This is a genomic window from Pseudomonas sp. NBB, assembly GCF_032701105.1.
Taxonomy (GTDB): domain Bacteria; phylum Pseudomonadota; class Gammaproteobacteria; order Pseudomonadales; family Pseudomonadaceae; genus Aquipseudomonas; species Aquipseudomonas asiatica.
On record NZ_CP103994.1, the window covers coordinates 1,150,932 to 1,174,937 of the forward strand.

Sequence of the window (24,006 nt, forward strand, 5' to 3'; positions counted from 1 at the left end):
GTCCAGTACATGCATCCGCGCATCCTTGAGGTTACCCAGCGGCTGGTCGAACGTAGCCGTGCCACCCGCGAACGCTACCTGCAACTGATTCGCGGCGCGGCCAGTGACGGCCCCATGCGTGCCAGCCTGCAGTGCGCCAACTTCGCCCATGGCGTGGCCGGTTGCGGCAGCGACGACAAGCAGACCCTGCGCCTGATGAACGCGGCCAACGTGGCCATCGTCTCGGCCTACAACGACATGCTTTCGGCGCACCAGCCGTATCAGCACTTCCCCGAGCAGATCAAGCAGGCCTTGCGTGAGGTCGGCTCGGTCGGCCAGTTCGCCGGTGGCGTGCCAGCCATGTGCGATGGCGTGACTCAGGGCGAGCCGGGCATGGAGCTGGCCATCGCCAGCCGCGAAGTGATCGCCATGTCCACTGCCGTGGCCCTGTCGCACAACATGTTCGACGCCGCGCTGATGCTGGGCATCTGCGACAAGATCGTTCCCGGCCTGATGATGGGGGCGCTGCGCTTCGGCCACCTGCCGACCATCTTCGTTCCGGGCGGGCCGATGGTCTCCGGCATTTCCAACAAGCAGAAGGCCGATGTGCGCCAGCGCTACGCCGAAGGCAAGGCCAGCCGCGAAGAGCTGCTGGAGTCGGAGATGAAGTCCTACCACAGTCCTGGCACCTGCACCTTCTACGGCACTGCCAATACCAACCAGTTGGTGATGGAGGTGATGGGCCTGCACCTGCCGGGCGCCTCGTTCGTCAACCCGTACACACCGCTGCGCGACGCGCTCACCGCCGAGGCCGCGCAGCAGGTCACGCGCATGACCAAGGCCAGCGGCAGCTTCATGCCGCTGGGTGAAATCGTCGACGAGAAGGCGTTGGTCAACTCCATCGTCGCCCTGCATGCCACCGGCGGCTCGACCAACCATACCCTGCACATCCCGGCGATTGCCCAGGCTGCGGGTATCCAGCTGACCTGGCAGGACATGGCCGACCTGTCCGAGGTGGTGCCGACCCTGTCCCACGTCTACCCCAACGGCAAGGCCGACATCAACCACTTCCAGGCCGCTGGCGGCATGGCCTTCCTGATCCGCGAGCTGCTCGATGCCGGGCTGCTGCACGAAGATGTCAACACCGTGGCCGGCCATGGCCTGCGCCGCTACACCCAGGAGCCGTTCCTCGACAACGGCAAGCTGGTGTGGCGCGAAGGGCCGCAGCACAGCCTGGACGAAAGCATCCTGCGCCCGGTGGCGCGGCCGTTCTCGGCCGAAGGCGGCCTGCGGGTGATGGAGGGCAACCTTGGCCGCGGCGTGATGAAGGTGTCCGCTGTCGCCCCCGAGCACCAGGTGGTCGAGGCCCCGGCGCGGGTGTTCCACGACCAGCAGTCGCTGGCCGATGCGTTCAAGGCCGGCGAGCTGGAGCGTGACTTCGTCGCCGTGGTGCGCTTCCAGGGCCCGCGCTGCAACGGCATGCCGGAGCTGCACAAGCTCACACCGTTCCTCGGTGTGCTGCAGGACCGTGGCTTCAAGGTGGCGCTGGTCACCGACGGTCGCATGTCCGGTGCCTCGGGCAAGATCCCGGCGGCCATTCACGTTTGCCCCGAGGCTTATGACGGCGGCCCGCTGGCACGGGTGCGCGATGGTGATATTGTGCGGGTCGATGGTGTCGAAGGCACGCTGCGGGTAATGGTGTCGGCTGAAGAATTGGCCAGCCGCGACCTGCCGCCAGCGCCACAGGGCAACGACCTGGGCTGCGGGCGCGAGCTGTTCGGCTTCATGCGCATGGCGTTCAGCCCGGCAGAGCAGGGCGCCAGTGCGTTCACCTCGGCCCTGGAGAACCTCAAATGAAGGACCTGCTGGTTGGCGACATCGGCGGCACCAATGCCCGTTTTGCGTTGTGGCGTGACAACCAGCTGCATGAAGTGAAGGTCTTTGCCACCGAGGACTACACCAGCCCGGAACAGGCCATCGAGGCTTACCTCGAAGGCTTGGGCATTCCCCGCGGCGGCGTGACTGCTGCCTGCCTGGCGGTGGCCGGGCCGGTCGATGGCGATGAGTTCCGCTTCACCAACAACCACTGGCGCCTCAGCCGCGTGGCCTTCTGCCAGACATTGCAGGTCGAGCGGCTGCTGCTGATCAACGATTTTACCGCTATGGCGCTGGGCATGACCCGCCTGCGCCCCGGCGAATTCCGCGAAGTATGCCCAGGCCAGGCGGACCTGTCTCGGCCGGCATTGGTCATTGGCCCGGGTACCGGGCTGGGCGTTGGCGCGCTATTGCGCCTGGGCGAACAGCACTGGCATGCCTTGCCGGGAGAGGGCGGGCACGTCGACCTGCCGGTGGGCAATGCCCGCGAAGCGGCGATTCACCAACAGATTCACGGGCAGATCGGCCATGTCAGCGCCGAGACCGTGCTCAGTGGCGGTGGCCTGCTGCGCCTGTACCAGGCAATTTGCGCGCTGGACGGCGACACACCCCGACACAAGACCCCGGCACAGATCACCGATGCCGCGCTCGGCGGCGAGCCGCGGGCGCTGGCGGTGATCGAGCAGTTCTGCCGGTTCCTCGGCCGAGTCGCTGGTAACAATGTTCTGACGCTGGGCGCGCGGGGTGGGGTCTATATTGTCGGCGGCGTGATCCCGCGCTTTGCCGAGCTGTTCCTGCGCAGCGGGTTTGCCGCGAGTTTTTCCGACAAGGGCTGCATGAGTGGCTATTTCGCTGGCGTGCCGGTTTGGCTGGTGACGGCGGAGTTTTCCGGGTTGCTGGGGGCCGGGGTGGCTTTGCAACAGGCGCAGGTTCACTGACTGGGGCTGCTTTGCAGCCCTTCGCGGGCTTGCCCGCTCCCACAGGGATCGCACAATTCATGGGCATAGCGTCACTCCTGTGGGAGCGGGCAAGCCCGCGAAGGGCCGCAAAGCGGCCCCAATAAAAACAGGCAACAAAGACCTGTAACTAACAAAAGGACGGACCACCTTGAGCACTGCCGGCAAATCAATCCTGATGGTCGACGACGACCAGGAAATCCGCGAACTGCTGCAAACCTACCTGAGCCGCTCCGGCTTCCAGGTGCATGCCGAAGCCGACGGAAAGGGCTTTCGCCGCGCGCTGGAAACCACCCCCTGCGACCTGGTCATCCTCGATGTCATGCTGCCCGACGAAGACGGCTTCAGCTTGTGCCGCTGGGTACGCCAGCACCCGCGACAGGCACGGGTACCGATCATCATGCTCACCGCCAGCTCCGACGAAACCGACCGGGTCATCGGCCTGGAGCTGGGCGCCGACGACTACCTGGGCAAGCCATTCAGCCCCCGCGAACTGCAAGCGCGGATCAAGGCCCTGCTGCGCCGCGCCGAGTTCGGCCAGGCGGCGCCGGGCAGTGCGGTGCTGGCCTTCGACGACTGGCGCCTGGACACGGTCAGCCACCGCCTGTTCCATCGCGACGGTGAGGAAGTGATTCTCTCCGGCGCCGACTTCGCCCTGCTCAAGCTGTTCCTCGACCACCCACAGCAGATCCTCGACCGCGACACCATCGGCAACGCCACCCGTGGTCGCGAGCCGATGCCGCTGGACCGCATCGTCGACATGGCGGTCAGCCGCCTGCGCCAGCGCCTGCGCGATACCGACAAACCACCCCGGCTGATCCGCACCGTACGCGGCAGCGGTTACCTGTTGGCTGCCCATGTCTGCAATGCGCCCTGAGCGGCGCTGGCGTCTGCTGCCGCGTTCGCTACTGGGGCGCATGTTGCTGCTGACCCTGCTGGTAGTGCTGCTGGCCCAGGGGTTGTCGAGCATCATCTGGGTTGCCCAATTGCGCGCCAGCCAGTTGCAGGGCCTGCGTGCAAGCGCCAGCAGCCTGGCTCATTCGATGAGTGCCAGCGTCAGCTACTTCCGCTCGTTGCCGGTGGCCTACCGGCCGATGGTCCTCGATCAGCTGCGCAGCATGGGCGGCACGCGCTTTTTCGTGTCCCTCAACGCCAAGCCGCTGGACATGCCGCTACTGCCCGTTACCCCACGCAAGCAGGCGGTGATCGATGTGTTCCAGCAAGTGCTGCATGAGCGCCTGGGTTCGCAGATGGAAATTTCCGTGGAGTTCGTGGGGCCGGACGACCTGCGTATCTTCAACAGCGGGCTGAAGCTCGACGAACTGCCACGGTCCTGGGCGCATTACTCGCTGACCCTGGAGCCACTCAACCCGCCGGTGCTGGTAACCCAGATCCGCCTGGGCGAGGGTGAGTGGCTGTACATCGCCTCGCTGCTGCCCGAACCCTACACCAGCCTGGAGGCCGAGCGCCTGCCGCGTCAACAGATCGGCTTCATCGTGCTGACCACGGCCTTGCTGCTGTTGTTCATCGGCTTGCTGGTGCACTGGCAAAGCTGGCCGCTCAAGCGCCTGGCGCGGGCTGCGCGGGAGATGTCGCTGGGCGCCGATGTAGCGCCGGTGGCCGAAGGCGGTGGCAGCGAGGTGGTCGAGGTGGGGCGTGCGTTCAACAGCATGCGCGAGCGCATCAGCCGATACCTGACCGAGCGCAGCCAGCTGTTCAGCGCCATTTCCCACGACCTGCGCACACCGATCACCCGCTTGCGCCTGCGCGTCGAGCTGCTGGAGGACGAGCGCCTGCAGGCCAAGTTCAGCCAGGATCTGGACGAGCTGGAACTGCTGGTCAAAGGCGCGTTGCAGTGCGTGAAGGACACCGACATCCACGAGAACATCGAGCCGGTCGATCTCAACCAGGTGCTGGAAATCCTGGCCGAGCCTTACCTGGGCGATGGCCGCATAACGCTCGAAGGCCGGGCGCTGGCGCCGTACCCGGGCAAGCCGCTGGCGTTGCGGCGCTGCATCGGCAACCTGATCGACAATGCCATCAAGTACGGCGAGCGGGCACGGTTGCGCATCATCGACAATGCCGAGGGGTTTGTCCTGCAGGTGGATGACCAGGGGCCGGGGGTGCCGCAGCAGCAGCTGGAGCAGGTGTTCGAGCCGCACTTCCGTCTGGCCGGGAAGCAGCAGGGGTACGGGCTGGGGTTGGGGATTGCGCGCAACATTGCCCATAGCCATGGCGGGGAGGTGAGCTTGCTGAACCTGCGTGAGGGCGGGTTGCGGGTGACCTTGTATCTGCCGCGGGGCATGGACTGAAGGGTTGTATTGCCTCTACCGGCCCCTTCGCGGGTAAATCCGCTCCCACAAAGACCTCACAGGTCCATACAGACTCCGAGGCTAACGCAAAAACTTGTAGGAGCGGGTTTACCCGCGAAGAGGCCGGCACAGGCAACACAAATGTCACTGGCTGGTGACAAACCCACCCTCCTTGGTGACATTCCCATCCAGGCCCGCTCACTAGAATTCGCAGACGACTGGCAAGGATCAAGCTGGCCCATGAGCACCTCCAACCTGGCTTCCACCCGCTGGCTCGACGCCCCGGCCCACAACGCCTGGCGCATGGCAGAAGGGCAACGCCTGCTGGCCTTCGCCACGGCTTCGAAACTGCCCGATGGCTTCGGTAGCCTCGACGCCGCAGGCCTGCTTGCCCCCGGTGCCCGCGCCGAAACCCTGATCACCACCCGCATGACCCACTGTTTTGCCCTGGCCCACCTGCAAGGGGTGCCCGGCTACCTGGCCTATGCCGAACACGGCGTGGCCGCACTGCGTGGCGCGCTGCAGGATGCCACCTACGGCGGCTGGTTCGCCCACCCCGGTGGCCATGACGACAGCGGCAAGGCGGCTTACCTGCATGCCTTTGTCGCCCTGGCCGCCAGCTCGGCGGTAATGGCAGGTGCTGGTGGTGCACCAGCCCTGCTGGCAGACGCGGTGCAGGTGCTCGAAGCGCATTTCTGGAGCGAAGAGGAGGGTGCCCTGCGGGAAGCCTTCTCCCGCGCCTGGCAGCTGCCCGAGCAGTACCGTGGTGCCAACAGCAACATGCATGCGGTCGAGGCCTTCCTGGCCCTGGCAGACGTAACTGGCGACAACCTGTGGCTGCAACGTGCCTTGCGCATCGCCGAACGCATCATCCATACCCATGCCGCCGCCAACGGCTACCGGGTCATCGAGCATTTCGACGCCCTCTGGCAGCCGCTGCCGCACTACAACCAGGCGTACCCGGCAGACCACTTCCGGCCTTATGGCTCCACGCCCGGGCATGCCCTGGAGTGGGCGCGGTTGCTGCTGCACCTGGAGGCCAGCCTGGAACGGTCCGGCCTGCAAGCCCCGCGGTGGCTGCCAGACTGCGCCTGCGCATTATTCGACACAGCCTGCCAGCAGGCCTGGAACGTCGATGGCGCGCCCGGTTTCGTCTACACCCTGGACTGGGACGATCGCCCGGTGGTGCGCGCACGCCTGCATTGGGTACATGCCGAAGCCTGCGCCGCCGCAGCAGCACTGTTGCAGCGCACGGGCGACAGGCACTACGAACAGTGGTACCGCCGTTGCTGGGACTTCATCGCCAACCATTTCATCGACCATGGCGCTGGCAGCTGGCACCACGAACTCGATGCGCACAACCAGCCGGCCGCGACCATCTGGCCAGGCAAACCCGACCTCTACCATGCCTATCAGGCGCTGCTGCTGCCGGGCTTGCCACTGGCACCCAGCCTGGCCTGCAGCTTTGCCGGCAATGTAACCAAACGATGACATTCACGCATCGCTTCGTTACCTGGCGAGGCGAGCACGCTGTTTAGACTTCATGCAACGCAAGCGATCGACTTGCACGGCATAACAACAAGAAAGGTGCTTCGATGAATTCCACGCTCCGTCTCGCTGCCGCAATCTCACTGGCCTCCTTGTTCCCGCTGAGTGCCTTGGCTGCCGATGCCAAAGGCAGTGTCGAGGTCGTGCACTGGTGGACCTCCGGTGGTGAAAAAGCGGCGGTCGATGTGCTCAAGGCCCAGGTCGAAAAAGATGGCTTCACCTGGAAGGACGGCGCCGTCGCCGGTGGTGGTGGTGCCACCGCCATGACCGTGCTCAAGAGCCGCGCCGTGGCCGGCAACCCGCCGGGTGTCGCGCAGATCAAGGGCCCGGACATCCAGGACTGGGCTGCCACCGGCCTGCTCGACGCCGATGTGCTCAAGAATGTGGCCAAGGAAGAAAAGTGGGACTCACTGCTCGACAAGAAGGTCGCGGACACCGTCAAGTACGACGGTGACTATGTCGCCGTGCCGGTGAACATCCACCGCATCAACTGGCTGTGGATCAATCCCGAGGTCTTCAAGAAGGCCGGGATCGACAAGGCGCCAGCCACCCTCGACGAATTCTACGCCGCCGCCGACAAGCTCAAGGCCGCCGGCTTCATCCCGCTCGCCCATGGCGGCCAGCCGTGGCAGGACAGCACCGTGTTCGAAAGCGTGGTGCTGGCGGTGATGGGGGCCGATGGCTACAAGAAGGCCCTGGTCGATCTCGACAGCACGGCCCTGACCGGCCCGCAGATGGTCAAGGCGCTGACCGAACTGAAAAAGGTCGCCACCTACATGGACCCGGATGGCAAAGGCCAGGACTGGAACCTGGAAGCGGCCAAGGTCATCAACGGCAAGGCCGGCATGCAGATCATGGGCGACTGGGCCAAGAGCGAATGGACCCTGGCGAAGAAGACCGCCGGCAAGGACTACCAGTGCGTGCCGTTCCCCGGCACCGAAAAGGCCTTCCTGTACAACATCGACTCGCTGGTGGTGTTCAAGCAGAACGACGCCGGCACGTCTGCCGGCCAGCAGGACATTGCCCGCAAGGTGCTGGGTGAGGACTTCCAGAAGGTCTTCAGCAGCAACAAGGGCTCGATCCCGGTGCGCAACGACATGCTGGCCGACATGGGCAAGTATGGTTTCGACGCCTGCGCGCAGACCTCTGCCAAGGACTTCCTGGCCGATGCCAAAAATGGCGGCCTGCAGCCGAGCATGGCGCACAACATGGCCACCACGCTGGCCGTCCAGGGCGCGTTCTTCGATGTGGTGACCAACTACATCAACGACCCCAAGGCCGAACCGGCCGATGCGGCGAAGAAGCTGGCGGCGGCGATCAAGGCTGCCCAGTAAGCAGCTCGGAGGCTAACGCAGCCTGACTGTGGGAGCGGCCTTGCGTCGCGAAAAGGACCGCAAAGCGGTCCCAGAACCAGGCAGCGCAGTCCTTCCAGAACAGTTTCGTTCATCAGGCCCCCGGGGCTGCTTCGCAGCCCTTTCGCGACACAAGGCCGCTCCCACAAAAGCGGGCCGTTGTGCCTTTGAGGTGAACCATGACCACAGCAACCGCCCAACTGCGGGCCTCACCCCTGGACGCGCTACAGCGCTGGCTGCCCAAGCTGGTGCTGGCGCCTAGTATGTTCATCATCCTGGTGGGCTTCTACGGCTACATCCTCTGGACCTTCGTTCTGTCCTTCACCACCTCGACCTTCCTGCCGACCTACAAATGGGCCGGCCTGGCGCAATACGCCCGGCTGTTCGACAACGACCGCTGGTGGGTGGCAAGCAAGAACCTGCTGCTGTTCGGCGGCCTGTTCATCGCCATCAGCCTGGTCATCGGCGTAGTGCTGGCGGTCTTGCTGGACCAGCGCATCCGTCGCGAAGGTTTCATCCGCACCATCTACCTGTACCCCATGGCGCTGTCGATGATCGTCACCGGTACCGCCTGGAAGTGGCTGCTCAACCCCGGCATGGGCCTGGACAAGCTGCTGCGTGACTGGGGCTGGGAGGGCTTTCGCCTGGACTGGCTGATCGATCCCGACCGGGTGGTGTACTGCCTGGTGATCGCCGCCGTGTGGCAGGCCTCGGGTTTCATCATGGCAATGTTCCTTGCCGGCCTGCGTGGCGTCGACCCGTCGATCATCCGTGCCGCGCAGATCGACGGCGCCAGCCTGCCGCGCATCTACTGGCGCGTGGTACTGCCCAGTCTGCGCCCGGTGTTCTTCAGCTCGCTGATGATCCTCGCGCACATTGCCATCAAGAGCTTCGACCTGGTGGCGGCCATGACTGCCGGCGGCCCAGGCTACTCGTCCGACCTGCCGGCGATGTTCATGTATTCGTTCACCTTCAGCCGCGGCCAGATGGGCATGGGCTCGGCCAGCGCCATCCTGATGCTCGGGGCGATCCTGGCGATCCTCGTGCCTTACCTGTACTCGGAGCTGCGGAGCAAACGCCATGCATAGCCCTCTCGACAAAGCGGTGCTGAGCCCGAGCCGCATCGCCATCCACGCCGTGCTGTTGCTGGCGGTGCTGCTGTACCTGGTACCGCTGGTGGTGATGCTGCTGACCAGCTTCAAGACCCCGGAAGACATCAGCACCGGCAACCTGCTGAGCTGGCCGGCAGTATTTACCGGCATCGGTTGGGTCAAGGCCTGGAGCACGGTCAGCGGTTACTTCTGGAATTCGATCATGATCACCGTGCCAGCGGTGCTGATCTCCACTGCCATCGGCGCGCTGAACGGCTATGTGCTGTCGATGTGGCGCTTCCGCGGTTCGCAGCTGTTCTTCGGCCTGCTGCTGTTCGGCTGCTTCCTGCCGTTCCAGACTGTACTGCTGCCGGCCTCGTTCACCCTCGGCAAGCTCGGCCTGGCCAGCACCACGACCGGCCTGGTGCTGGTACACGTGGTCTACGGCCTGGCCTTCACCACGCTGTTCTTCCGCAACTTCTACGTAAGCATCCCCGATGCGCTGGTCAAGGCCGCGCGTCTGGACGGTGCCGGGTTCTTCACCATCTTCCGCCGCATCATCCTGCCGATGTCCACGCCGATCATCATGGTCTGCCTGATCTGGCAGTTCACCCAGATCTGGAACGACTTCCTGTTCGGCGTGGTGTTCTCCAGCGGCGATTCGCAACCGATTACCGTGGCCCTGAACAACCTGGTCAATACCAGCACCGGGGCCAAGGAATACAACGTCGACATGGCGGCGGCGATGATCGCCGGCCTGCCAACCCTGCTGGTCTACGTGGTGGCAGGCAAATATTTCGTCCGCGGGCTGACTGCTGGCGCGGTAAAGGGGTAAGTCATGGCAACGCTCGAACTTCGCAATGTGAACAAGACCTACGGCAGCGGTTTGCCGGACACCCTCAAGGACATCCAGCTGTCGATCAAGGATGGCGAGTTCCTGATCCTGGTCGGCCCCTCGGGCTGCGGCAAGTCGACCTTGATGAACTGCATCGCCGGGCTGGAGCAGATCACCGGCGGCGCGATACTCATCGACCAGCAGGACGTCAGCGGCATGAGCCCCAAGGACCGCGACATCGCCATGGTGTTTCAGTCCTACGCGCTGTACCCGACCATGAGCGTGCGCGAGAACATCGAGTTCGGCCTGAAGATCCGCAAGCTGCCGCAAGCTGCAATCGACGAGGAAGTGGCGAGGGTGGCCAAGCTGTTGCAGATCGAGCACTTGCTGGCACGCAAGCCGGCGCAGCTGTCCGGTGGCCAGCAACAGCGCGTGGCCATGGGCCGGGCGCTGGCACGGCGGCCGAAGATCTACCTGTTCGATGAACCGCTGTCCAACCTCGATGCCAAGTTGCGCGTCGAGATGCGCACCGAAATGAAGCTGATGCACCAGCGCCTGAAGACCACCACCGTGTACGTCACCCATGACCAGATCGAGGCCATGACCCTGGGCGACAAGGTGGCGGTGATGAAGGACGGCATCATCCAGCAGTTCGGCACCCCCCAGCAAATCTACAACGATCCGGCCAACCAGTTCGTCGCCAGCTTCATCGGCTCGCCGCCGATGAATTTCATCCCGGTGCGCCTCACGCAACAGGACGGGCGCCTGCTGGCCGTGCTCGACAGCGGCCAGGCGCGTTGCGAGCTGCCCTTGGGAATGGCCGCGGACGAGATGGATGGCCGCGAGGTGATCCTCGGCATCCGCCCCGAGCAGATTGCCCTGGGCGCAGCCGAGGGCAATGGCCTGCCCGGCATTCGCGCCGAGGTGCAGGTGACCGAGCCCACCGGGCCAGACCTGCTGGTATTCGTCACCCTCAACCAGACCAAGGTCTGCTGCCGCCTGGCGCCGGATGTGGCGTGCCGGGTCGGCGATAACCTGAACCTGCAATTCGACCCAGCCCGGGTGCTGCTGTTCGACGCCGCCAGCGGCGAGCGCCTGCACCTGGCCACCACTGCTGCAACCATGAAAGACAACGTGGCGCACTTCAAGGGCCGATAACTCGTCTACACCATCAAATAAGAAAAAGAGGACGCAAAGGGATGGAACAGCGCAAACGCATCAGGACATTGGGCTCGCTGGCCTTGCTCGCGCCACTGGCGATGGCTGTTGGCAGCAGCGTTCAGGCTGCCGAAGCTTTCTCCAGCGAATCGAAGTGGATGACCGGCGACTGGGGCGGCACCCGCACCGAGTTGCTGGAAAAGGGCTATGACTTCACCCTCGATTACGTCGGCGAGGTTGCCGGTAACCTGCACGGTGGATACAACGACGACAAGACTGCGCGCTACAGCGACCAGTTCGCCCTCGGCGCGCACCTGGACCTGCAGAAAATCTTTGGCTGGCACGACGCCGAGTTCAAGCTGGCGATCACCGAGCGCAGCGGCCGCAACCTGTCCAACGACCGCATCAGCGACCCGCGCGCCGGGCAGTTCAGCTCGGTGCAGGAGGTGTGGGGCCGCGGCCAGACCTGGCGCCTGACCCAGATGTGGGTCAAGCAGAAGTACTTCGACGGCGCACTGGACGTCAAATTTGGCCGCTTCGGCGAGGGCGAGGACTTCAACAGTTTCCCCTGCGACTTCCAGAACCTGGCCTTCTGCGGCTCGCAGGTGGGCAACTGGGTTGGCGGCATTTGGTACAACTGGCCGGTCAGCCAGTGGGCGCTGCGGGTGAAATACAACATCACTCCGGAATTCTTCGTTCAGGTCGGTGCCTTCGAGCAGAACCCTTCCAACCTGGAAACCGGCAACGGCTTCAAGCTCAGTGGCAGCGGCACCAAAGGCGCGATCCTGCCGGTGGAAGCGGTGTGGTCACCCAAGGTCAATGGCCTGCCGGGCGAGTACCGCCTGGGTTATTACTACAGCACGGCCAAGGCCGACGATGTGTTCGATGACGTCAACGGCAACCCGCAGGCGCTGACGGGCGAGGCCTTCAAGTCGCACTCCAGCAAGCATGGCTGGTGGGTGGTGGCACAGCAGCAGGTCACTGCCCATGGCGGCGATGTAAACCGTGGCCTGAGCCTGTTCGCCAACTTCACCGTGCACGACAAGGCCACCAACGTCGTCGACAACTATCAGCAACTGGGCTTGGTCTACAAAGGCGCATTCGACGCCCGGCCCAAGGACGATATCGGCTTCGGCGTGGCGCGCATTCATGTGAATGACGATGTGAAGAAACGCGCCGAACTGCTCAACGCCCAGAGCGGCATCAGCGATTACGACAACCCAGGCTTCGTGCCGCTGCAGCGTACCGAGTACAACGCCGAGCTCTACTACGGCTTCCACGTCACCAACTGGCTGACCGTGCGGCCCAACCTGCAGTACATCAAGAGCCCCGGCGGCGTGGATGAGGTGGACAACGCGCTGGTCGCAGGGTTGAAGATTCAGTCGTCATTCTGAGAGCAATTGTTGTAAATTTACGCCAATCCACTTCGGTACCCGGCAACCACTGGTCTTCAGTGGTTGTCGGGGATAGGCCGAGACAGCGCTATCTCAAACAACAAGAGCTCTGAACCATGCCCGAACATCCGCTCCATCGCTTCTTCACCTCGCAGCGGCCCCGGCCGACATTCGAGTGGGAGCGTTACCAGCAGCGCGATGTGCTGATCATCGACCATCCCCGTTGTCAGGCGGTGTTCAGCCGCCAGGGTGCGCAACTGCTGCATTTTCAACCAGCGGGTGAACGGCCCTGGCTGTGGTGCGCCGAGCAGTGGCCGCAGGTGGGGGCGATCCGCGGTGGCGTGCCGGTGTGCTGGCCATGGTATGGCCGCCACCCCAGCGAGGACTTGTGGCCCGCCCATGGCTGGGCGCGCCTGCTCGACTGGAAGCTGGTGGACAGCCGTGAGGACGAGGAGGGCGTAACCCTGAAATGGCGGCTGGACCTGTGCGACTGGCAGGTCGACCTTCATGCCCGGTTGGGTAGCCGCATGGAGCTGAGCCTGAGCACCGAGCACCAGGACAGCGAACCCTGTCAGCTGAGCCATGCCCTGCTGGCCTACTGGCGCATCAGTGACGTGTCCGAGATAGCGCTGTCCGGGCTGGAGGATATCGAAGGCTACGACCGTCTGAACCGCCAGGCCTGCCGTGAAGATGGCGCGCTGAAGCTCAAGGGCGGTTGCCAGAAGGTCTACCCCGGCACGCCGCGGGTGCAATTGCAGGACCCGGCCTGGCAGCGCGAGCTGTGCATCGATACCGGTGACAGCGACGACACGGTGGTGTGGCACCCGGGCAACCGCCCGCTGATGGGCGTGACCGGGCGTGAATGCCAGCGCTTCGTCTGTGTCGAGGCCGCCAGCGGCAGTGGCGAGGGCCTGAGCCTGGCGCCGGGGCAGCGTGCACACCTGCGCCTGCAGGCACACCGGCTCAGTTGAGCTCGTCGTCCTCGATCGGGTAGCGGCTGGCGTTGAGGCTTTCCTTGATCTTGCGCAGGTGAGGCTGGAAGTCCACGCCGCGACGCAGGGTCATGCCGGTGGCCAGCACATCGAGCACGGTCAGCTGGATGATCCGCGAGGTCATCGGCATGTAGATGTCGGTGTCTTCCGGCAGCGGAATGTGCAGGCTCAGGCTGCAGGCATTGGCCAGTGGCGAACCGGCAGCGGTCAGGCCCAGTACCGAGGCGCCGTTTTCCCGGGCCAGGCGGGCCACCTCGACCAGTTCGCGGGTGCGCCCGGTGTAGGAGATGATCACGAACAGGTCGCCGGTGTGCGCCACCGAGGCCAGCATGCGCTGCATCAGCACGTCGGCGTGGGCCGATACTGCCAGGTTGAAGCGGAAGAACTTGTGCTGGGCGTCCAGCGCCACCGGGGCCGAGGCGCCCAGGCCGAAGAAGTGGATCTGCCGGGCCTGGATCATCATGTCCACGGCACGGCTGACCTGTTGCGGGTCGAGCTGCTGGCAGGCGCTGTCGAGCGAGGCGATGGCACTGGCGAAGATCTTCTGGGTGTAGGCTGCCGGGTCATCGTCAGCCTCCACCGCGCGGCTGACGTAGGCGGCGCCGCTGGCCAGGCTCTGCGCAAGCTGCAGCTTGAGCTCGGGGTAGCCGCTGACGCCGAACGAGCGGCAGAAGCGGTTGACGGTCGGTTCGCTGACCTTGGCCGCCTGGGCCAGCGCAGCGATGCTGAAACGGGTGGCTTGTTGCGGATTGAGCAGGATGACTTCGGCGACTTTGCGTTCGGCCTTGTTCAGCTCGTCGAGGCGGCCCTGGATCTGTTCCAGGAGGTTTCGCACGCGGTCCATGGGTGTGTCCTTGGGTCGGGAAGACAGCCGGCTGTTGGAGCAGCAGGCTTTTTGCACGGTCGTCTATCGTACTGTCGGCGCGGTTGACGTACCACTTGTCTGTAACACTTGTGTGTAATGTTGTGGTTTTTACTACATTATCCCTTGAAAACCGTATGTGAAAGCGGTATTCCTAGACCAACTTTAGGAAAGAACCAACATCATGGCTGCGATCAGTGTCGAACCTTGCACCTTTGCCCTGTTTGGCGCCTTAGGCGACCTGGCATTGCGCAAGCTGTTTCCTGCCCTCTATCAGCTCGACCGGGCCAACCTGCTGCACCCGGAAACCCGCCTGCTGGCGCTGGCCCGCGAGGCCGGTAGCGCGCAGGGCCACCTGGACAGCATCGAGGCGCACCTGCGCCGGCATGTGCCCGAGGCCGATATCGAGCCCGCCGCACTGGGCCGTTTCCTCGCCAGGCTGAGCTACCAGCACCTGGATTTCCTCCAGCCCGAGGGCTATCAGGCCCTGGCCGAGCAGTTGCCGGACGAGCTGCCGCTGATTGCCTACTTCGCCACCGCTGCGGCGGTGTACGGGGCCATCTGCGAAAACCTCGACAAGGCCGGGCTGGCCGCACGCACCCGAGTGGTGCTGGAGAAGCCCATTGGCCACGACCTGGAGTCGTCGCGCCGGGTCAATGATGCTGTGGCTCGGTTCTTCCCAGAGAGCCGGGTCTACCGCATCGACCACTACCTGGGCAAGGAAACAGTGCAGAACCTGATCGCCCTGCGTTTCGCCAACAGCCTGTTCGAAACCCAGTGGAACCAGAATTCCATCTCCCATGTGGAGATCACCGTCGCCGAGAAGGTCGGTATCGAAGGTCGCTGGGGCTACTTCGACAAGGCCGGCCAGCTGCGCGACATGATCCAGAACCACCTGCTGCAGCTGCTGTGCCTGATCGCCATGGACCCGCCCAGCGAACTGTCGGCCGACGCCATCCGTGACGAGAAGGTCAAGGTACTCAAGGCCCTGGCACCGATCACCGGCGAAGGGCTGAGCACCCGTGTGGTGCGCGGCCAGTACATCGCCGGCTACAGCGATGGCAAACCTGTGCCCGGTTACCTGGAAGAAGACAACGCCAACGCCCAGAGCGACACCGAAACCTTCGTCGCACTGCGTGCCGACATCCGCAACTGGCGCTGGTCGGGGGTGCCGTTCTACCTGCGTACCGGCAAGCGCATGCCGCAGAAACTGTCGCAGATCGTCATCCACTTCAAGGAAACGCCTCACTACATCTTCGCTCCGGAACAGCGTTTGCAAATCGGTAACAAGCTGATCATCCGCCTGCAACCGGACGAAGGCATTTCTTTACGGGTTATGACCAAGGAGCAGGGCCTGGATAAAGGCATGCAACTGCGCAGCGGCCCGTTGCAGCTGAATTTCTCCGATACCTGGCGCAGTGCAAGGATCCCGGATGCCTACGAGCGGCTGTTGCTCGAAGTGATGCGCGGTAACCAGAACCTGTTCGTGCGCAAGGATGAAATCGAGTATGCCTGGAAGTGGTGCGACCAGCTGATTGCTGGCTGGCGTAACGCAGGCGATGCGCCCAAGCCGTACGCCGCAGGCTCCTGGGGGCCGATGAGCTCGATTGCACTGATCACACGCGATGGGAGGGCGTGGTATGGGGATATCTGAACTGAAACTGCCAGCGACTGTGACGGTACATGAGCTGGCGGATGCCAAGGCTCTGGCCGCAGCCCAGGCCCATGACGTGGCCGAGCGCCTGCGCGCAGCCATTGCCGCCAAGGGCCAGGCCTGCGTGGTGCTATCCGGCGGCCGTAGCCCGGTACCGTTTCTCGAGAAGCTGGCCAGCGAAAACCTCGACTGGGCCAAGGTCACCGTCAGCCTGGCCGATGAGCGCTGGGTGCCGGTGGAGCATGCCGACAGCAATGCCGGCCTGCTGGCGCGCCACCTGTTCAAGGGCGCGGCGGCCAAGGCCCGCTTCGTTGGTCTTTACCAGCAGGCGGAGAACCTTGATGCCGCTGCAGGCAAGGCCGATCAGGCCTTGGCCGAGCTGCCGCCAATTGACGTACTGGTGCTGGGCATGGGGGATGATGGCCATACAGCTTCGCTGTTCCCCGCCAGCCCCAACCTGGAAGCAGGCCTCGACCTGGCCAACCCACGCCGCTGCCTGCCTTTGCTGGCACCGAGCGTACCGCGCCAGCGCCTTTCGATGACCCGCTCGCTGCTGGCCAGTTCCGCCTTTACCGCGCTGTCCCTACAAGGGCAGGGCAAACTCGCTACCCTGCGCGCCGCGCTGGCTGGCACCGACCTTTCCGAAATGCCGATACGCGCTTTTCTTCACGCCCCCCTGGACATCTACTGGTGCCCATGAGCCAAGGATCCACAGTCATGACCACCCTCGAACGCCCACAGCCCAAGCTCTCGATGGCCGACAAAGCCGCACGGATCGACGCCATTTGCAAAGAGGCGCGCATCCTGCCGGTGATCACCATCGCCCGTGAGGAAGACATCCTGCCGCTGGCTGACGCCCTGGCCGCCGGCGGTATCCGTACCCTGGAAGTGACCTTGCGCTCGCAATATGGCCTGAAGGCCATCCAGGTGTTGCGCGAGCAGCGCCCGGAGCTTTGTGTCGGTGCCGGCACCGTGCTCGATCGTGGCATGTTCGCCGCGGTTGAAGCTGCGGGTGCGCAATTCGTCGTTACGCCAGGCATTACCCAAGACATTCTCGAATCTGGTGTGGACAGCGAGATCCCGCTGCTGCCAGGCATCAGCACGCCGTCCGAAATCATGATGGGCTACGCCCTGGGCTACCGCCGCTTCAAGCTGTTCCCGGCGGAGATCAGCGGCGGGGTAGCGGCGATCAAGGCCTTTGGCGGCCCGTTCGGCGATATTCGTTTCTGCCCTACGGGCGGGGTGAACCCGGCCAACGTGCGCAACTACATGGCGTTGCCCAATGTGATGTGCGTGGGTGGTACCTGGATGCTCGACAGCAGCTGGATCAAGAACGGCGACTGGGCGCGGATCGAAGCGTGCAGTGCGGAAGCGATGGCGCTGCTGGACGCCAACTGAATTTGTTGTGTGCTTTACGGCTTGTGGGGCGCTTGGTCGGCGCCCCTTTTTTTTGCCTGGAGATCTTGCAGCGCCTGTACCGGCCCTTTCGCGGGTGAACCCGCTCCCTCAGGTACTGTACAGATGCTAAGTGCAGCGCGATCCCTGTAGGAGCGGGTTCACCCGCGAAGAGGCCGGCACAGGCCAACAAAAAAGCCCGCATCAAACGATGCGGGCTTTCTCATTCATTGCGGTACGGCTCAGGCCGCCTTGGCTTCCTGCTGGCTCAGCGAGCGATTCAGCGCGCTGAACAATGCCTTGAAGCTGGCCGTGGTGATGTTTTCATCGATACCCACACCATGCACCGGGCGGCCACCGGCCACGCGCAGTTCGATATAGGCCGCGGCCTTGGCATTGGTGCCGGCGCCAATGGCATGCTCGTTGTAGTCCATGATCTCCACGGCAATCGGCAGGCCGGCCACCAGTGCTTCCAGTGCACCGTTGCCCTTGCCGCGCCAGTGCAGGGTGGTTTCGCCTTCACCAGCGACTTCCACTTCCACGGCGCTGTGGCCGTTCTCTTCCTGCAGACGGTGGCTGACCAGCGCATACGGGGAGTTGGCCTGCAGGTATTCCTTGTGCAGCAGGCTGTAGATCTGCTGGGCGGTCATTTCCAGGCCCAGGCGGTCGGTTTCGCCCTGTACTACCTGGCTGAATTCGATCTGCATGCGGCGCGGCAGGCTGATGCCGTATTCCTGCTCGAGCAGGTAGGTGATGCCGCCTTTGCCCGACTGGCTGTTGACGCGGATTACCGCCTCGTAGCTGCGACCGATGTCGGCCGGGTCGATCGGCAAGTAAGGTACTTCCCACAGTTCGCCTTCCTGCTGCTTGGCGAAGCCCTTGCGGATGGCGTCCTGGTGCGAGCCGGAGAACGCGGTGTGGACCAGGTCGCCCACGTACGGGTGGCGTGGGTGCACCGGCAGCTGGTTGCACTCTTCGACCACCTTGCGCACGCCGTCGATGTCGGAGAAGTCCAGCAGTGGGTCGATGCCCTGGGTGTAGAGGTTCAGCGCCAGGGTCACCAGGTCGACGTTACCGGTACGCTCGCCGTTGCCGAACAGGCAGCCTTCGGCACGATCGGCGCCGGCCATCAGGCCCAGCTCGGTGGCGGCAATGCCGGTGCCACGGTCGTTGTGGCAGTGCAGGCTGATGATCACGCTGTCGCGACGGCTGACATTACGGCAGAACCACTCGATCTGGTCGGCGTAGATGTTCGGGGTGGACACTTCCACGGTGGCCGGCAGGTTGAGGATGATCTTGTGCTCGGGGGTCGGGTTCCACACCTCGATGACCGCGTCGCAGACTTCCTTGGCGAACTCCATCTCGGTGGCGCTGAAGGTTTCCGGCGAGTACTGGAAGGTCCACTGGGTTTCCGGCTGCTGGGCGGCGTACTTGACGAACAGCTTGGCCGCGTTCACCGCGATGTCCTTCACGCCTTGCTTGTCCTGATTGAAGACAATACGGCGGAACGACGGGCTGGTGGCGTTGTACAGGTGGACGATGGCCTTCTTCGCCCCGCGCAGCGATTCGAAGGTACGGGCGATGAGGTCTTCACGGGCCTGGGTGAGCACCTGGATGGTGGTGTCGTCCGGGATGTGGCCGTCTTCGATCAGCATGCGCACGAAGTCGAAATCGGTCTGCGAGGCGGATGGGAATGAGGCTTCGATTTCCTTCACGCCAACCTGCACCAGGGTCTTCCAGAAGCGCAGTTTCTTCTCCGAATCCATCGGCTCGATCAGCGACTGGTTGCCATCACGCAGGTCGGAGCTGCACCAGATTGGCGCGGCGGTGATGGTCTTCGACGGCCAGGTACGGTCAGGCAGGTCGATGGTCGGGAAAGCGCGGTATTTCTTCGAAGGGTCTTTGAGCATGGTCATGGAAGCAATCCTTTTGTGTGCGGCCGAGATCGGGCCTGCCGAGCGATAACGAGATAAAAGGCGAGGCGACGCGATTCAGCCTGGTAGTCGGGCGCTGACCAGGCAGAGGCTGCGATGTTGTCGGAGCAGGATGAGGGTGCTGTAGGTTTTCATGCCTTCAACCCTAACCAGTGGGGTGGGTGATGGCAAGCGTTCAGAAAAAATTGAGAGGAATGTTTAAAAAAAGCTGAAAGGCGAGATTTTATGGCATGAAAGAAAGGCTGGCTTATTGATTGTTGCGCAGTATTTTTCGATGGCGCAACACAGTTGAACTGATGTCGACTGTGCTGGCCCTTTCGCGGGTGAACCCGCCCCCACAGGTGCAGCGCCATCCCTGTGGGAGCGGGTTTACCCGCGAAGAGGCCGGCACAGGCAGTACCGCTCTCAGGGTTGGAACGCACCAATGAAAATCGCCGGATCCACCCGTGCATCGTTCAGGCTGACGTTCCAGTGCATGTGCGGCCCGGTAGCCCGCCCGGTCGAGCCCACGCGCCCGACCACCTCGCCCCGGCGCAGTTGCTGCCCCACTTGCACATCGATCTTCGACATATGGCAGAACATGCTGATAAAGCCCTGCCCGTGGTCGACGAACACCGTGCGGCCGTTGAAAAAGTAATCGCCCACCAGGATCACCTTGCCATTGGCCGGGGTCTTGATTGGCGTGCCGGCCGGCACCGCGAAGTCCAGCCCGGCATGCGGGTTGCGTTCTTCGCCATTGAAGAAACGGCGCACGCCGAACTTGCTCGACAGCGGGCCACTGACCGGCTTGTCGAGAATCAGATTGCTGGGCAGGGTCGGGCTGAAGCTGCGGTAAGCCTTGATCTGCTCGGCCAGCTCACGATCGATGCGCTTGAGGTCGGCCGGGTTCGGGTTGACCTGGCGGGTGTTCTTCAGGGTGATGCGCTGCTCGGGGTATTTCTTGCTACCGACCGTGAAGGGCAGGGTACGGCCGCCCTGGCTCAGCGTCGCGGTGCCGGGCTTCTGGGTCAGCGGGATGCCGACGATGGCCAGCCAGTTGTCCTGCTCCTTCACCACCAGCACCGGTTTGCCGTCGAAGCGGGCGCTGGGCGCGCTGGCGGCGGGGCCGAGGTCGACCACCGCCACGCCGCCGGGTACCGGCTTGTTCAGCGTGCGGGTGATGTAGCTGGCCTGGGCGCCGCCGGCCAGCAGCAGGATGCAAAGGGCAAGCAGGGGCGCGAGCAGGCGGGGCATGTGTCAGTCCAGAAGTGAGAGGGTGACCGGGGTCAGGTGGTTGTCTTCGACCCGCACCAACAGCTCGCCTTCGTTCAGGCGGGCGGTCAGGCGCTGGCCATTTCGGGTCTGTTCGGCGCTGCGGATGGCCTGGCCCTGTTCGTCCAGCAGGATGCTGTAGCCGCGGGCGAGGGTGGCCAGCGGGCTGACCACCTGCAGCGTCTGCAACTGGGCCTGGAAGCGCTGGCGGCGGTCCTTGAGCACCTCGCGCATGGCCCGTGGCAGGCGCTCGGCCAGGCTGTCCAGGCGTTGGCCCAGCAGTTTCAGGGTTCGCCCCGGGTGCTGCGCGGCGAGGCGGGTGTCCAGGCGTGCCAGGCGCTCGTGTCGCTGGTTGAGGTTGAGCATGAACGCGCGGCGCAAGCGCATGTCCAGGTCGTCCAGGCGTTGGGCCTGCTGGCGCAGGCGCTCGCCCGGGTGGCGCAGGCGCCGGGTCAGCGACTCCAGGCGCAGGCGGTCGTGGGTCAGGCGGTTCTGAATGCGCAGCAGCAGGCGCCGTTGCAGGCCATCCAGACGTTGCTGCAGGCCACTGTTGTCGGGGGCCAGCAGCTCGGCAGCGGCAGAGGGTGTGGGCGCGCGCACGTCGGCGACAAAGTCGCTGATCGAGACATCGGTCTCATGGCCCACGGCGCTGACAATCGGCGTGACACAAGCGGCCACGGCCCGCGCCACGGCTTCTTCGTTGAAGCACCACAAGTCTTCAAGCGAGCCGCCGCCCCGGGCCAGGATCAGCGCATCGAACCCCAGGCTATCGGCCAGGCGGATCGCGCGCACGATCTGTGCAGTGGCTTCGCGGCCCTGTACTGCGGTGGGGATCAGGTTCAGTTCCACTTGCGGGGCGCGGCGACCGAACACACTGATGATGTCGCGGATCACTGCGCCGGTGGGCGACGTAATGATGCCGATGCGCTGCGGGTGGGCCGGCAGCGGCTGCTTGCGTTCGGCGCTGAACAGCCCCTCGGCACCGAGCTTCTCTTTCAATGCCTCGAAGGCCAGGCGCAAGGCGCCATCACCGGCCGGCTCGACGGTGTCGAGAATCAGCTGGTAATCGCCACGCCCTTCGAACAGCGAAACCTTGCCGCGTACCCGCACCGCCAGACCGTCGCGCAGGGCCTGGCGCACCCGCGTGGCGTTCTGCCGGAACAGCGCGCAGCGTACCTGTGCGCCGCTGTCCTTGAGGGTGAAGTACATGTGGCCGGACGCCGGGCGGGCGAGGTTGGAAATCTCGCCTTCCACCCACACGCTGCGGAACACGTCTTCCAGCAGCACGCGGGCGCGGCCGTTGAGTTGGCTGACGGTAAGGACCTCGCGGTCCAGGCCGAGTCGTTCGAAAGGGTCTCTGATCATGGCGGGCATCATAAAGGACATCGGCCCCGGTTGTCTGTCCCGGCCCTATCGCCGGCAAGCCGGCTCCCATAGGTATCGCGCTGGCTTGGGCCTCATGCTGTCCCTGTGGGAGCCGGCCCAGCCCTTTGGGCTGCGCTGTCGCGTAGATAACTGAAAGTGCAAGCAGTCCGCATACCCTGTGGGAGCGGCTTTAGCCGCGAAGAATCCAACGCGGTGCATGGCACCGGCTGCGCCGGTGTTCGCGGCTAAAGCCGCTCCCACAGGGCCCCTGCTAATTCAATGAGTTAAGTGCAGTTCTATGGGGGCCGGCCTTTCAGGCCTGCATCGCCGTCACGAACTGGCGCACCATCGAACCTGCGTCACGCCTGCAAGCCATCGCCACAGTACTCTCACACCCTCCTTCCAGTGCCACGAAGCTGACTGAGGCTGGCGCAATCTCTCGCATGCATTCCGGCAACAACGCCACCCCAAACCCCGCCTGAATCAACTGCAACTGGGTGGTCTTGCGCGACAGCACCTGCGCTGCTCGCGGGAAAAAGCCTGCCTCCATGCACATCGAGGCCGACAGGTAGCTCAGCCCGCCACGGTCCCGGTGCGGAATGGAAATGAAGCGCTCTTCCCGCAGTTGTTCCAGTTTCACCTGTGGCGCGCTGGCCAAGGGATGCGCGGCGGCGACCGCCAGTAGCAGGGGTTCGCTGAACAGTTCATGCAGCACCACCCCTTCATGCTGGCGCAGCACCGGCAAGCGCAGCAGGCCGATATCCAACCGCCCGGCAGCGATATCCTCCAACTGCGCCTCCGACGACTGCTGGGCAATTTCCAGCGAAACACCTGGGTTGTCGCGCAAGTAACCGCCCAGGCGAGCCAGCAGCGGGCCGGTCAGCGGCACTGTACTGGAGTGGTTCAGGCGCAGACTGCCCTGCAGCCCTTCGCCAATGTCGCGGGTTACACGCTCGGCCTGCGCCAAGTCGGCCAGCAAGCGCCGCGCCCGTTCCAAAAAGGCCTGGCCAGCCAGTGTCAGGCGCGGGAGGCGCGCGGTGCGTTCGAACAGCGGCGTGCCCAGTTGCTGCTCCAGTTCCTTGATCTGCCGGCTCAGCGCCGACTGGGCGATGTACAGCCGCTCGGCGGCAGCGCTGAAGCTGCCGCATTCGGCGATTTCCACGAAGTAACGCAATTGGCGGATCGACGTCATGTCATGCCTTTTCGAGATGAGTGTGGCGACAAAGGCATATTAGTCGGCATGGCTCATGGCTGGCTAACCTTTGCCTGTCTTCCCAGGAACTGCTGTCATGCTCGCCCAACTGTCGTTTTCCGGCCTCGACTGGCTGCCTATCCTGCTTGGTGTCGGCGCTGCCTACATCGTCTTCGGCATCGCCGGTTTCGGCACCGCGCTGGTGGCCGGCCCAGTGCTGATCCACTTCATGCCGCTGTCGCGGATCATTCCGCTGCTGGTGCTGCTGGACTTCGTCGCCGCCTTCGGCAACCTGCTGCCCTCGCGCCGCGATGTCGTGCGCGGCGAACTGTTGCGGCTGCTGCCGTTCATGGCCATTGGCTGCGCGCTGGGTGTGGTATTCCTGCTACAGCTGAAGTCAGACCTGTTGCTGCTGCTGATGGGGCTGTTCGTCACGGCGTATGCCCTGTACGGGCTGGCGGTGAAGGTACGGCCGGCCAGTCTGTCGGGTTTCTGGGCAATGCCGATGGGCACGGCAGGCGGGCTGTTCGGCGCCTTGTTCGGCAGCGGCGGCTTCCTTTATGCGCTGTACCTGAGCGCGCGGCTGGAGGTGAAGGAGCAGGTGCGCGCTACCCAGAGCGCGCTGATCAGTTGCAGTACGGTGGTGCGGCTGACGCTGTTCCTTATCGCAGGCGTCTATGCCGACCAGAGCCTGCTGTTGCTCGCCGCCTGCCTGTTGCCGGTCATGCTCGTCGGCCTCTGGGCAGGGCGCAGGCTTACCCATCGGCTGTCTCGCGAAGCCTTTGTGCGCCTGGTCACCTGGCTGGTGCTGGCCAGCGGCCTGGCGCTGATCGGTCGCTACCTGAGCGCCTGAGCAGGCGG

The 24,006-nt window shown here is 64.2% G+C and carries 20 protein-coding genes; 15 read left to right on the forward strand and 5 right to left on the reverse strand.

Annotated elements, in window-relative coordinates; all coding sequences use genetic code 11:
* Window positions 1-9: 9 nt before the first annotated feature.
* From edd to NY023_RS05355, 11 genes are all read left to right on the forward strand, one after another.
* Window positions 10-1,836 (forward strand): phosphogluconate dehydratase, encoded by a 1,827-nt coding sequence (gene edd, locus NY023_RS05305; protein ID WP_013971120.1) that lies wholly within the window; start codon window positions 10-12, stop codon window positions 1,834-1,836.
* Window positions 1,833-2,792: a glucokinase gene (locus NY023_RS05310; RefSeq protein ID WP_013971121.1), complete on the forward strand. Its 960-nt coding sequence runs from the start codon at window positions 1,833-1,835 to the stop codon at window positions 2,790-2,792. Before edd ends, NY023_RS05310 begins: the two co-directional genes overlap by 4 nt.
* Before the next feature lie 169 nt (window positions 2,793-2,961).
* Window positions 2,962-3,687 (forward strand): two-component system response regulator GltR, encoded by a 726-nt coding sequence (gene gltR / locus NY023_RS05315; RefSeq protein ID WP_003257963.1) that lies wholly within the window; start codon window positions 2,962-2,964, stop codon window positions 3,685-3,687.
* Window positions 3,668-5,122, forward strand: a complete 1,455-nt coding sequence (locus tag NY023_RS05320) for an ATP-binding protein (protein ID WP_023663606.1) — start codon at window positions 3,668-3,670, stop codon at window positions 5,120-5,122. The genes gltR and NY023_RS05320 overlap by 20 nt, the downstream gene beginning before the upstream one ends.
* Before the next feature lie 240 nt (window positions 5,123-5,362).
* The gene (locus NY023_RS05325) at window positions 5,363-6,613 is read left to right on the forward strand and encodes an AGE family epimerase/isomerase (protein WP_013971123.1); all 1,251 of its coding nucleotides are present in this window, start codon (window positions 5,363-5,365) and stop codon (window positions 6,611-6,613) included.
* A 104-nt stretch (window positions 6,614-6,717) separates the two neighbouring features.
* Window positions 6,718-8,004: an ABC transporter substrate-binding protein gene (locus tag NY023_RS05330; protein WP_038408913.1), complete on the forward strand. Its 1,287-nt coding sequence runs from the start codon at window positions 6,718-6,720 to the stop codon at window positions 8,002-8,004.
* 197 nt (window positions 8,005-8,201) lie between these two features.
* The gene (locus NY023_RS05335) at window positions 8,202-9,110 is read left to right on the forward strand and encodes a carbohydrate ABC transporter permease (RefSeq protein WP_013971125.1); all 909 of its coding nucleotides are present in this window, start codon (window positions 8,202-8,204) and stop codon (window positions 9,108-9,110) included.
* Window positions 9,103-9,948, forward strand: a complete 846-nt coding sequence (locus NY023_RS05340) for a carbohydrate ABC transporter permease (RefSeq protein ID WP_003257967.1) — start codon at window positions 9,103-9,105, stop codon at window positions 9,946-9,948. Before NY023_RS05335 ends, NY023_RS05340 begins: the two co-directional genes overlap by 8 nt.
* A 3-nt stretch (window positions 9,949-9,951) precedes the next feature.
* On the forward strand, window positions 9,952-11,106 hold the full coding sequence (locus NY023_RS05345) for an ABC transporter ATP-binding protein (protein ID WP_013971127.1): 1,155 nt from the start codon (window positions 9,952-9,954) through the stop codon (window positions 11,104-11,106).
* A gap of 101 nt (window positions 11,107-11,207) precedes the next feature.
* The gene (locus NY023_RS05350) at window positions 11,208-12,500 is read left to right on the forward strand and encodes a carbohydrate porin (RefSeq protein WP_230397116.1); all 1,293 of its coding nucleotides are present in this window, start codon (window positions 11,208-11,210) and stop codon (window positions 12,498-12,500) included.
* 116 nt (window positions 12,501-12,616) lie between these two features.
* Complete coding sequence (locus NY023_RS05355; protein WP_013971129.1) at window positions 12,617-13,471, forward strand: D-hexose-6-phosphate mutarotase; 855 nt, start codon at window positions 12,617-12,619, stop codon at window positions 13,469-13,471.
* Here the strand turns inward: NY023_RS05355 and hexR are convergent.
* Window positions 13,464-14,327, reverse strand: coding sequence for a DNA-binding transcriptional regulator HexR (gene hexR / locus NY023_RS05360; protein ID WP_169774905.1), 864 nt, complete (start codon window positions 14,325-14,327; stop codon window positions 13,464-13,466). The genes NY023_RS05355 and hexR overlap by 8 nt on opposite strands.
* A gap of 211 nt (window positions 14,328-14,538) precedes the next feature.
* On the opposite strand from hexR, the gene zwf reads away from it, so the two are divergent.
* From zwf to NY023_RS05375, 3 genes are read left to right on the forward strand one after another with little or no spacing between them, the layout of a single operon-like run.
* Window positions 14,539-16,008 (forward strand): glucose-6-phosphate dehydrogenase, encoded by a 1,470-nt coding sequence (zwf, locus tag NY023_RS05365; RefSeq protein WP_013971130.1) that lies wholly within the window; start codon window positions 14,539-14,541, stop codon window positions 16,006-16,008.
* The gene (gene pgl, locus NY023_RS05370; RefSeq protein WP_024086368.1) at window positions 15,995-16,708 is read left to right on the forward strand and encodes a 6-phosphogluconolactonase; all 714 of its coding nucleotides are present in this window, start codon (window positions 15,995-15,997) and stop codon (window positions 16,706-16,708) included. The genes zwf and pgl overlap by 14 nt, the downstream gene beginning before the upstream one ends.
* A gap of 17 nt (window positions 16,709-16,725) precedes the next feature.
* A complete protein-coding gene (locus tag NY023_RS05375; protein ID WP_013971132.1) occupies window positions 16,726-17,406 on the forward strand; it encodes a bifunctional 4-hydroxy-2-oxoglutarate aldolase/2-dehydro-3-deoxy-phosphogluconate aldolase in 681 nt (226 codons plus the stop codon).
* Between the two features lie 239 nt (window positions 17,407-17,645).
* Here the strand turns inward: NY023_RS05375 and leuA are convergent, their stop codons facing one another.
* The 4 genes from leuA to NY023_RS05395 form a co-directional block, all read right to left on the reverse strand.
* Entirely contained in the window at window positions 17,646-19,319 is a 1,674-nt protein-coding gene (leuA, locus tag NY023_RS05380) for a 2-isopropylmalate synthase (protein WP_013971133.1), read from the reverse strand.
* A 423-nt stretch (window positions 19,320-19,742) separates the two neighbouring features.
* On the reverse strand, window positions 19,743-20,570 hold the full coding sequence (locus NY023_RS05385; protein ID WP_013971134.1) for a M23 family metallopeptidase: 828 nt from the start codon (window positions 20,568-20,570) through the stop codon (window positions 19,743-19,745).
* A gap of 3 nt (window positions 20,571-20,573) precedes the next feature.
* Window positions 20,574-21,953, reverse strand: a complete 1,380-nt coding sequence (gene xseA / locus NY023_RS05390; protein ID WP_038408915.1) for an exodeoxyribonuclease VII large subunit — start codon at window positions 21,951-21,953, stop codon at window positions 20,574-20,576.
* A gap of 313 nt (window positions 21,954-22,266) precedes the next feature.
* Window positions 22,267-23,145 carry a LysR family transcriptional regulator gene (locus NY023_RS05395; protein WP_013971136.1) on the reverse strand — a complete coding sequence of 293 codons (879 nt, stop codon included), beginning with the start codon at window positions 23,143-23,145 and terminating at the stop codon, window positions 22,267-22,269.
* A 97-nt stretch (window positions 23,146-23,242) separates the two neighbouring features.
* On the opposite strand from NY023_RS05395, the gene NY023_RS05400 reads away from it, so the two are divergent.
* Window positions 23,243-23,998 carry a sulfite exporter TauE/SafE family protein gene (locus NY023_RS05400; RefSeq protein WP_013971137.1) on the forward strand — a complete coding sequence of 252 codons (756 nt, stop codon included), beginning with the start codon at window positions 23,243-23,245 and terminating at the stop codon, window positions 23,996-23,998.
* Window positions 23,999-24,006 lie beyond the last annotated feature (8 nt).

Bases quoted from the DNA above. Each gene is read 5' to 3' on its own strand.
- edd (WP_013971120.1), top strand. From the start codon at position 10: ATGCATCCGCGCATCCTTGAGGTTACCCAGCGGCTGGTCGAACGTAGC.
- NY023_RS05310 (WP_013971121.1), top strand. From the start codon at position 1,833: ATGAAGGACCTGCTGGTTGGCGACATCGGCGGCACCAATGCCCGTTTT.
- NY023_RS05320 (WP_023663606.1), top strand. From the start codon at position 3,668: ATGTCTGCAATGCGCCCTGAGCGGCGCTGGCGTCTGCTGCCGCGTTCG.
- NY023_RS05325 (WP_013971123.1), top strand. From the start codon at position 5,363: ATGAGCACCTCCAACCTGGCTTCCACCCGCTGGCTCGACGCCCCGGCC.
- NY023_RS05330 (WP_038408913.1), top strand. From the start codon at position 6,718: ATGAATTCCACGCTCCGTCTCGCTGCCGCAATCTCACTGGCCTCCTTG.
- NY023_RS05335 (WP_013971125.1), top strand. From the start codon at position 8,202: ATGACCACAGCAACCGCCCAACTGCGGGCCTCACCCCTGGACGCGCTA.
- NY023_RS05340 (WP_003257967.1), top strand. From the start codon at position 9,103: ATGCATAGCCCTCTCGACAAAGCGGTGCTGAGCCCGAGCCGCATCGCC.
- NY023_RS05345 (WP_013971127.1), top strand. From the start codon at position 9,952: ATGGCAACGCTCGAACTTCGCAATGTGAACAAGACCTACGGCAGCGGT.
- NY023_RS05350 (WP_230397116.1), top strand. From the start codon at position 11,208: ATGGCTGTTGGCAGCAGCGTTCAGGCTGCCGAAGCTTTCTCCAGCGAA.
- NY023_RS05355 (WP_013971129.1), top strand. From the start codon at position 12,617: ATGCCCGAACATCCGCTCCATCGCTTCTTCACCTCGCAGCGGCCCCGG.
- zwf (WP_013971130.1), top strand. From the start codon at position 14,539: ATGGCTGCGATCAGTGTCGAACCTTGCACCTTTGCCCTGTTTGGCGCC.
- pgl (WP_024086368.1), top strand. From the start codon at position 15,995: ATGGGGATATCTGAACTGAAACTGCCAGCGACTGTGACGGTACATGAG.
- NY023_RS05375 (WP_013971132.1), top strand. From the start codon at position 16,726: ATGACCACCCTCGAACGCCCACAGCCCAAGCTCTCGATGGCCGACAAA.
- leuA (WP_013971133.1), bottom strand. From the start codon at position 19,319: ATGACCATGCTCAAAGACCCTTCGAAGAAATACCGCGCTTTCCCGACC.
- NY023_RS05385 (WP_013971134.1), bottom strand. From the start codon at position 20,570: ATGCCCCGCCTGCTCGCGCCCCTGCTTGCCCTTTGCATCCTGCTGCTG.
- xseA (WP_038408915.1), bottom strand. From the start codon at position 21,953: ATGATCAGAGACCCTTTCGAACGACTCGGCCTGGACCGCGAGGTCCTT.
- NY023_RS05395 (WP_013971136.1), bottom strand. From the start codon at position 23,145: ATGACGTCGATCCGCCAATTGCGTTACTTCGTGGAAATCGCCGAATGC.
- NY023_RS05400 (WP_013971137.1), top strand. From the start codon at position 23,243: ATGCTCGCCCAACTGTCGTTTTCCGGCCTCGACTGGCTGCCTATCCTG.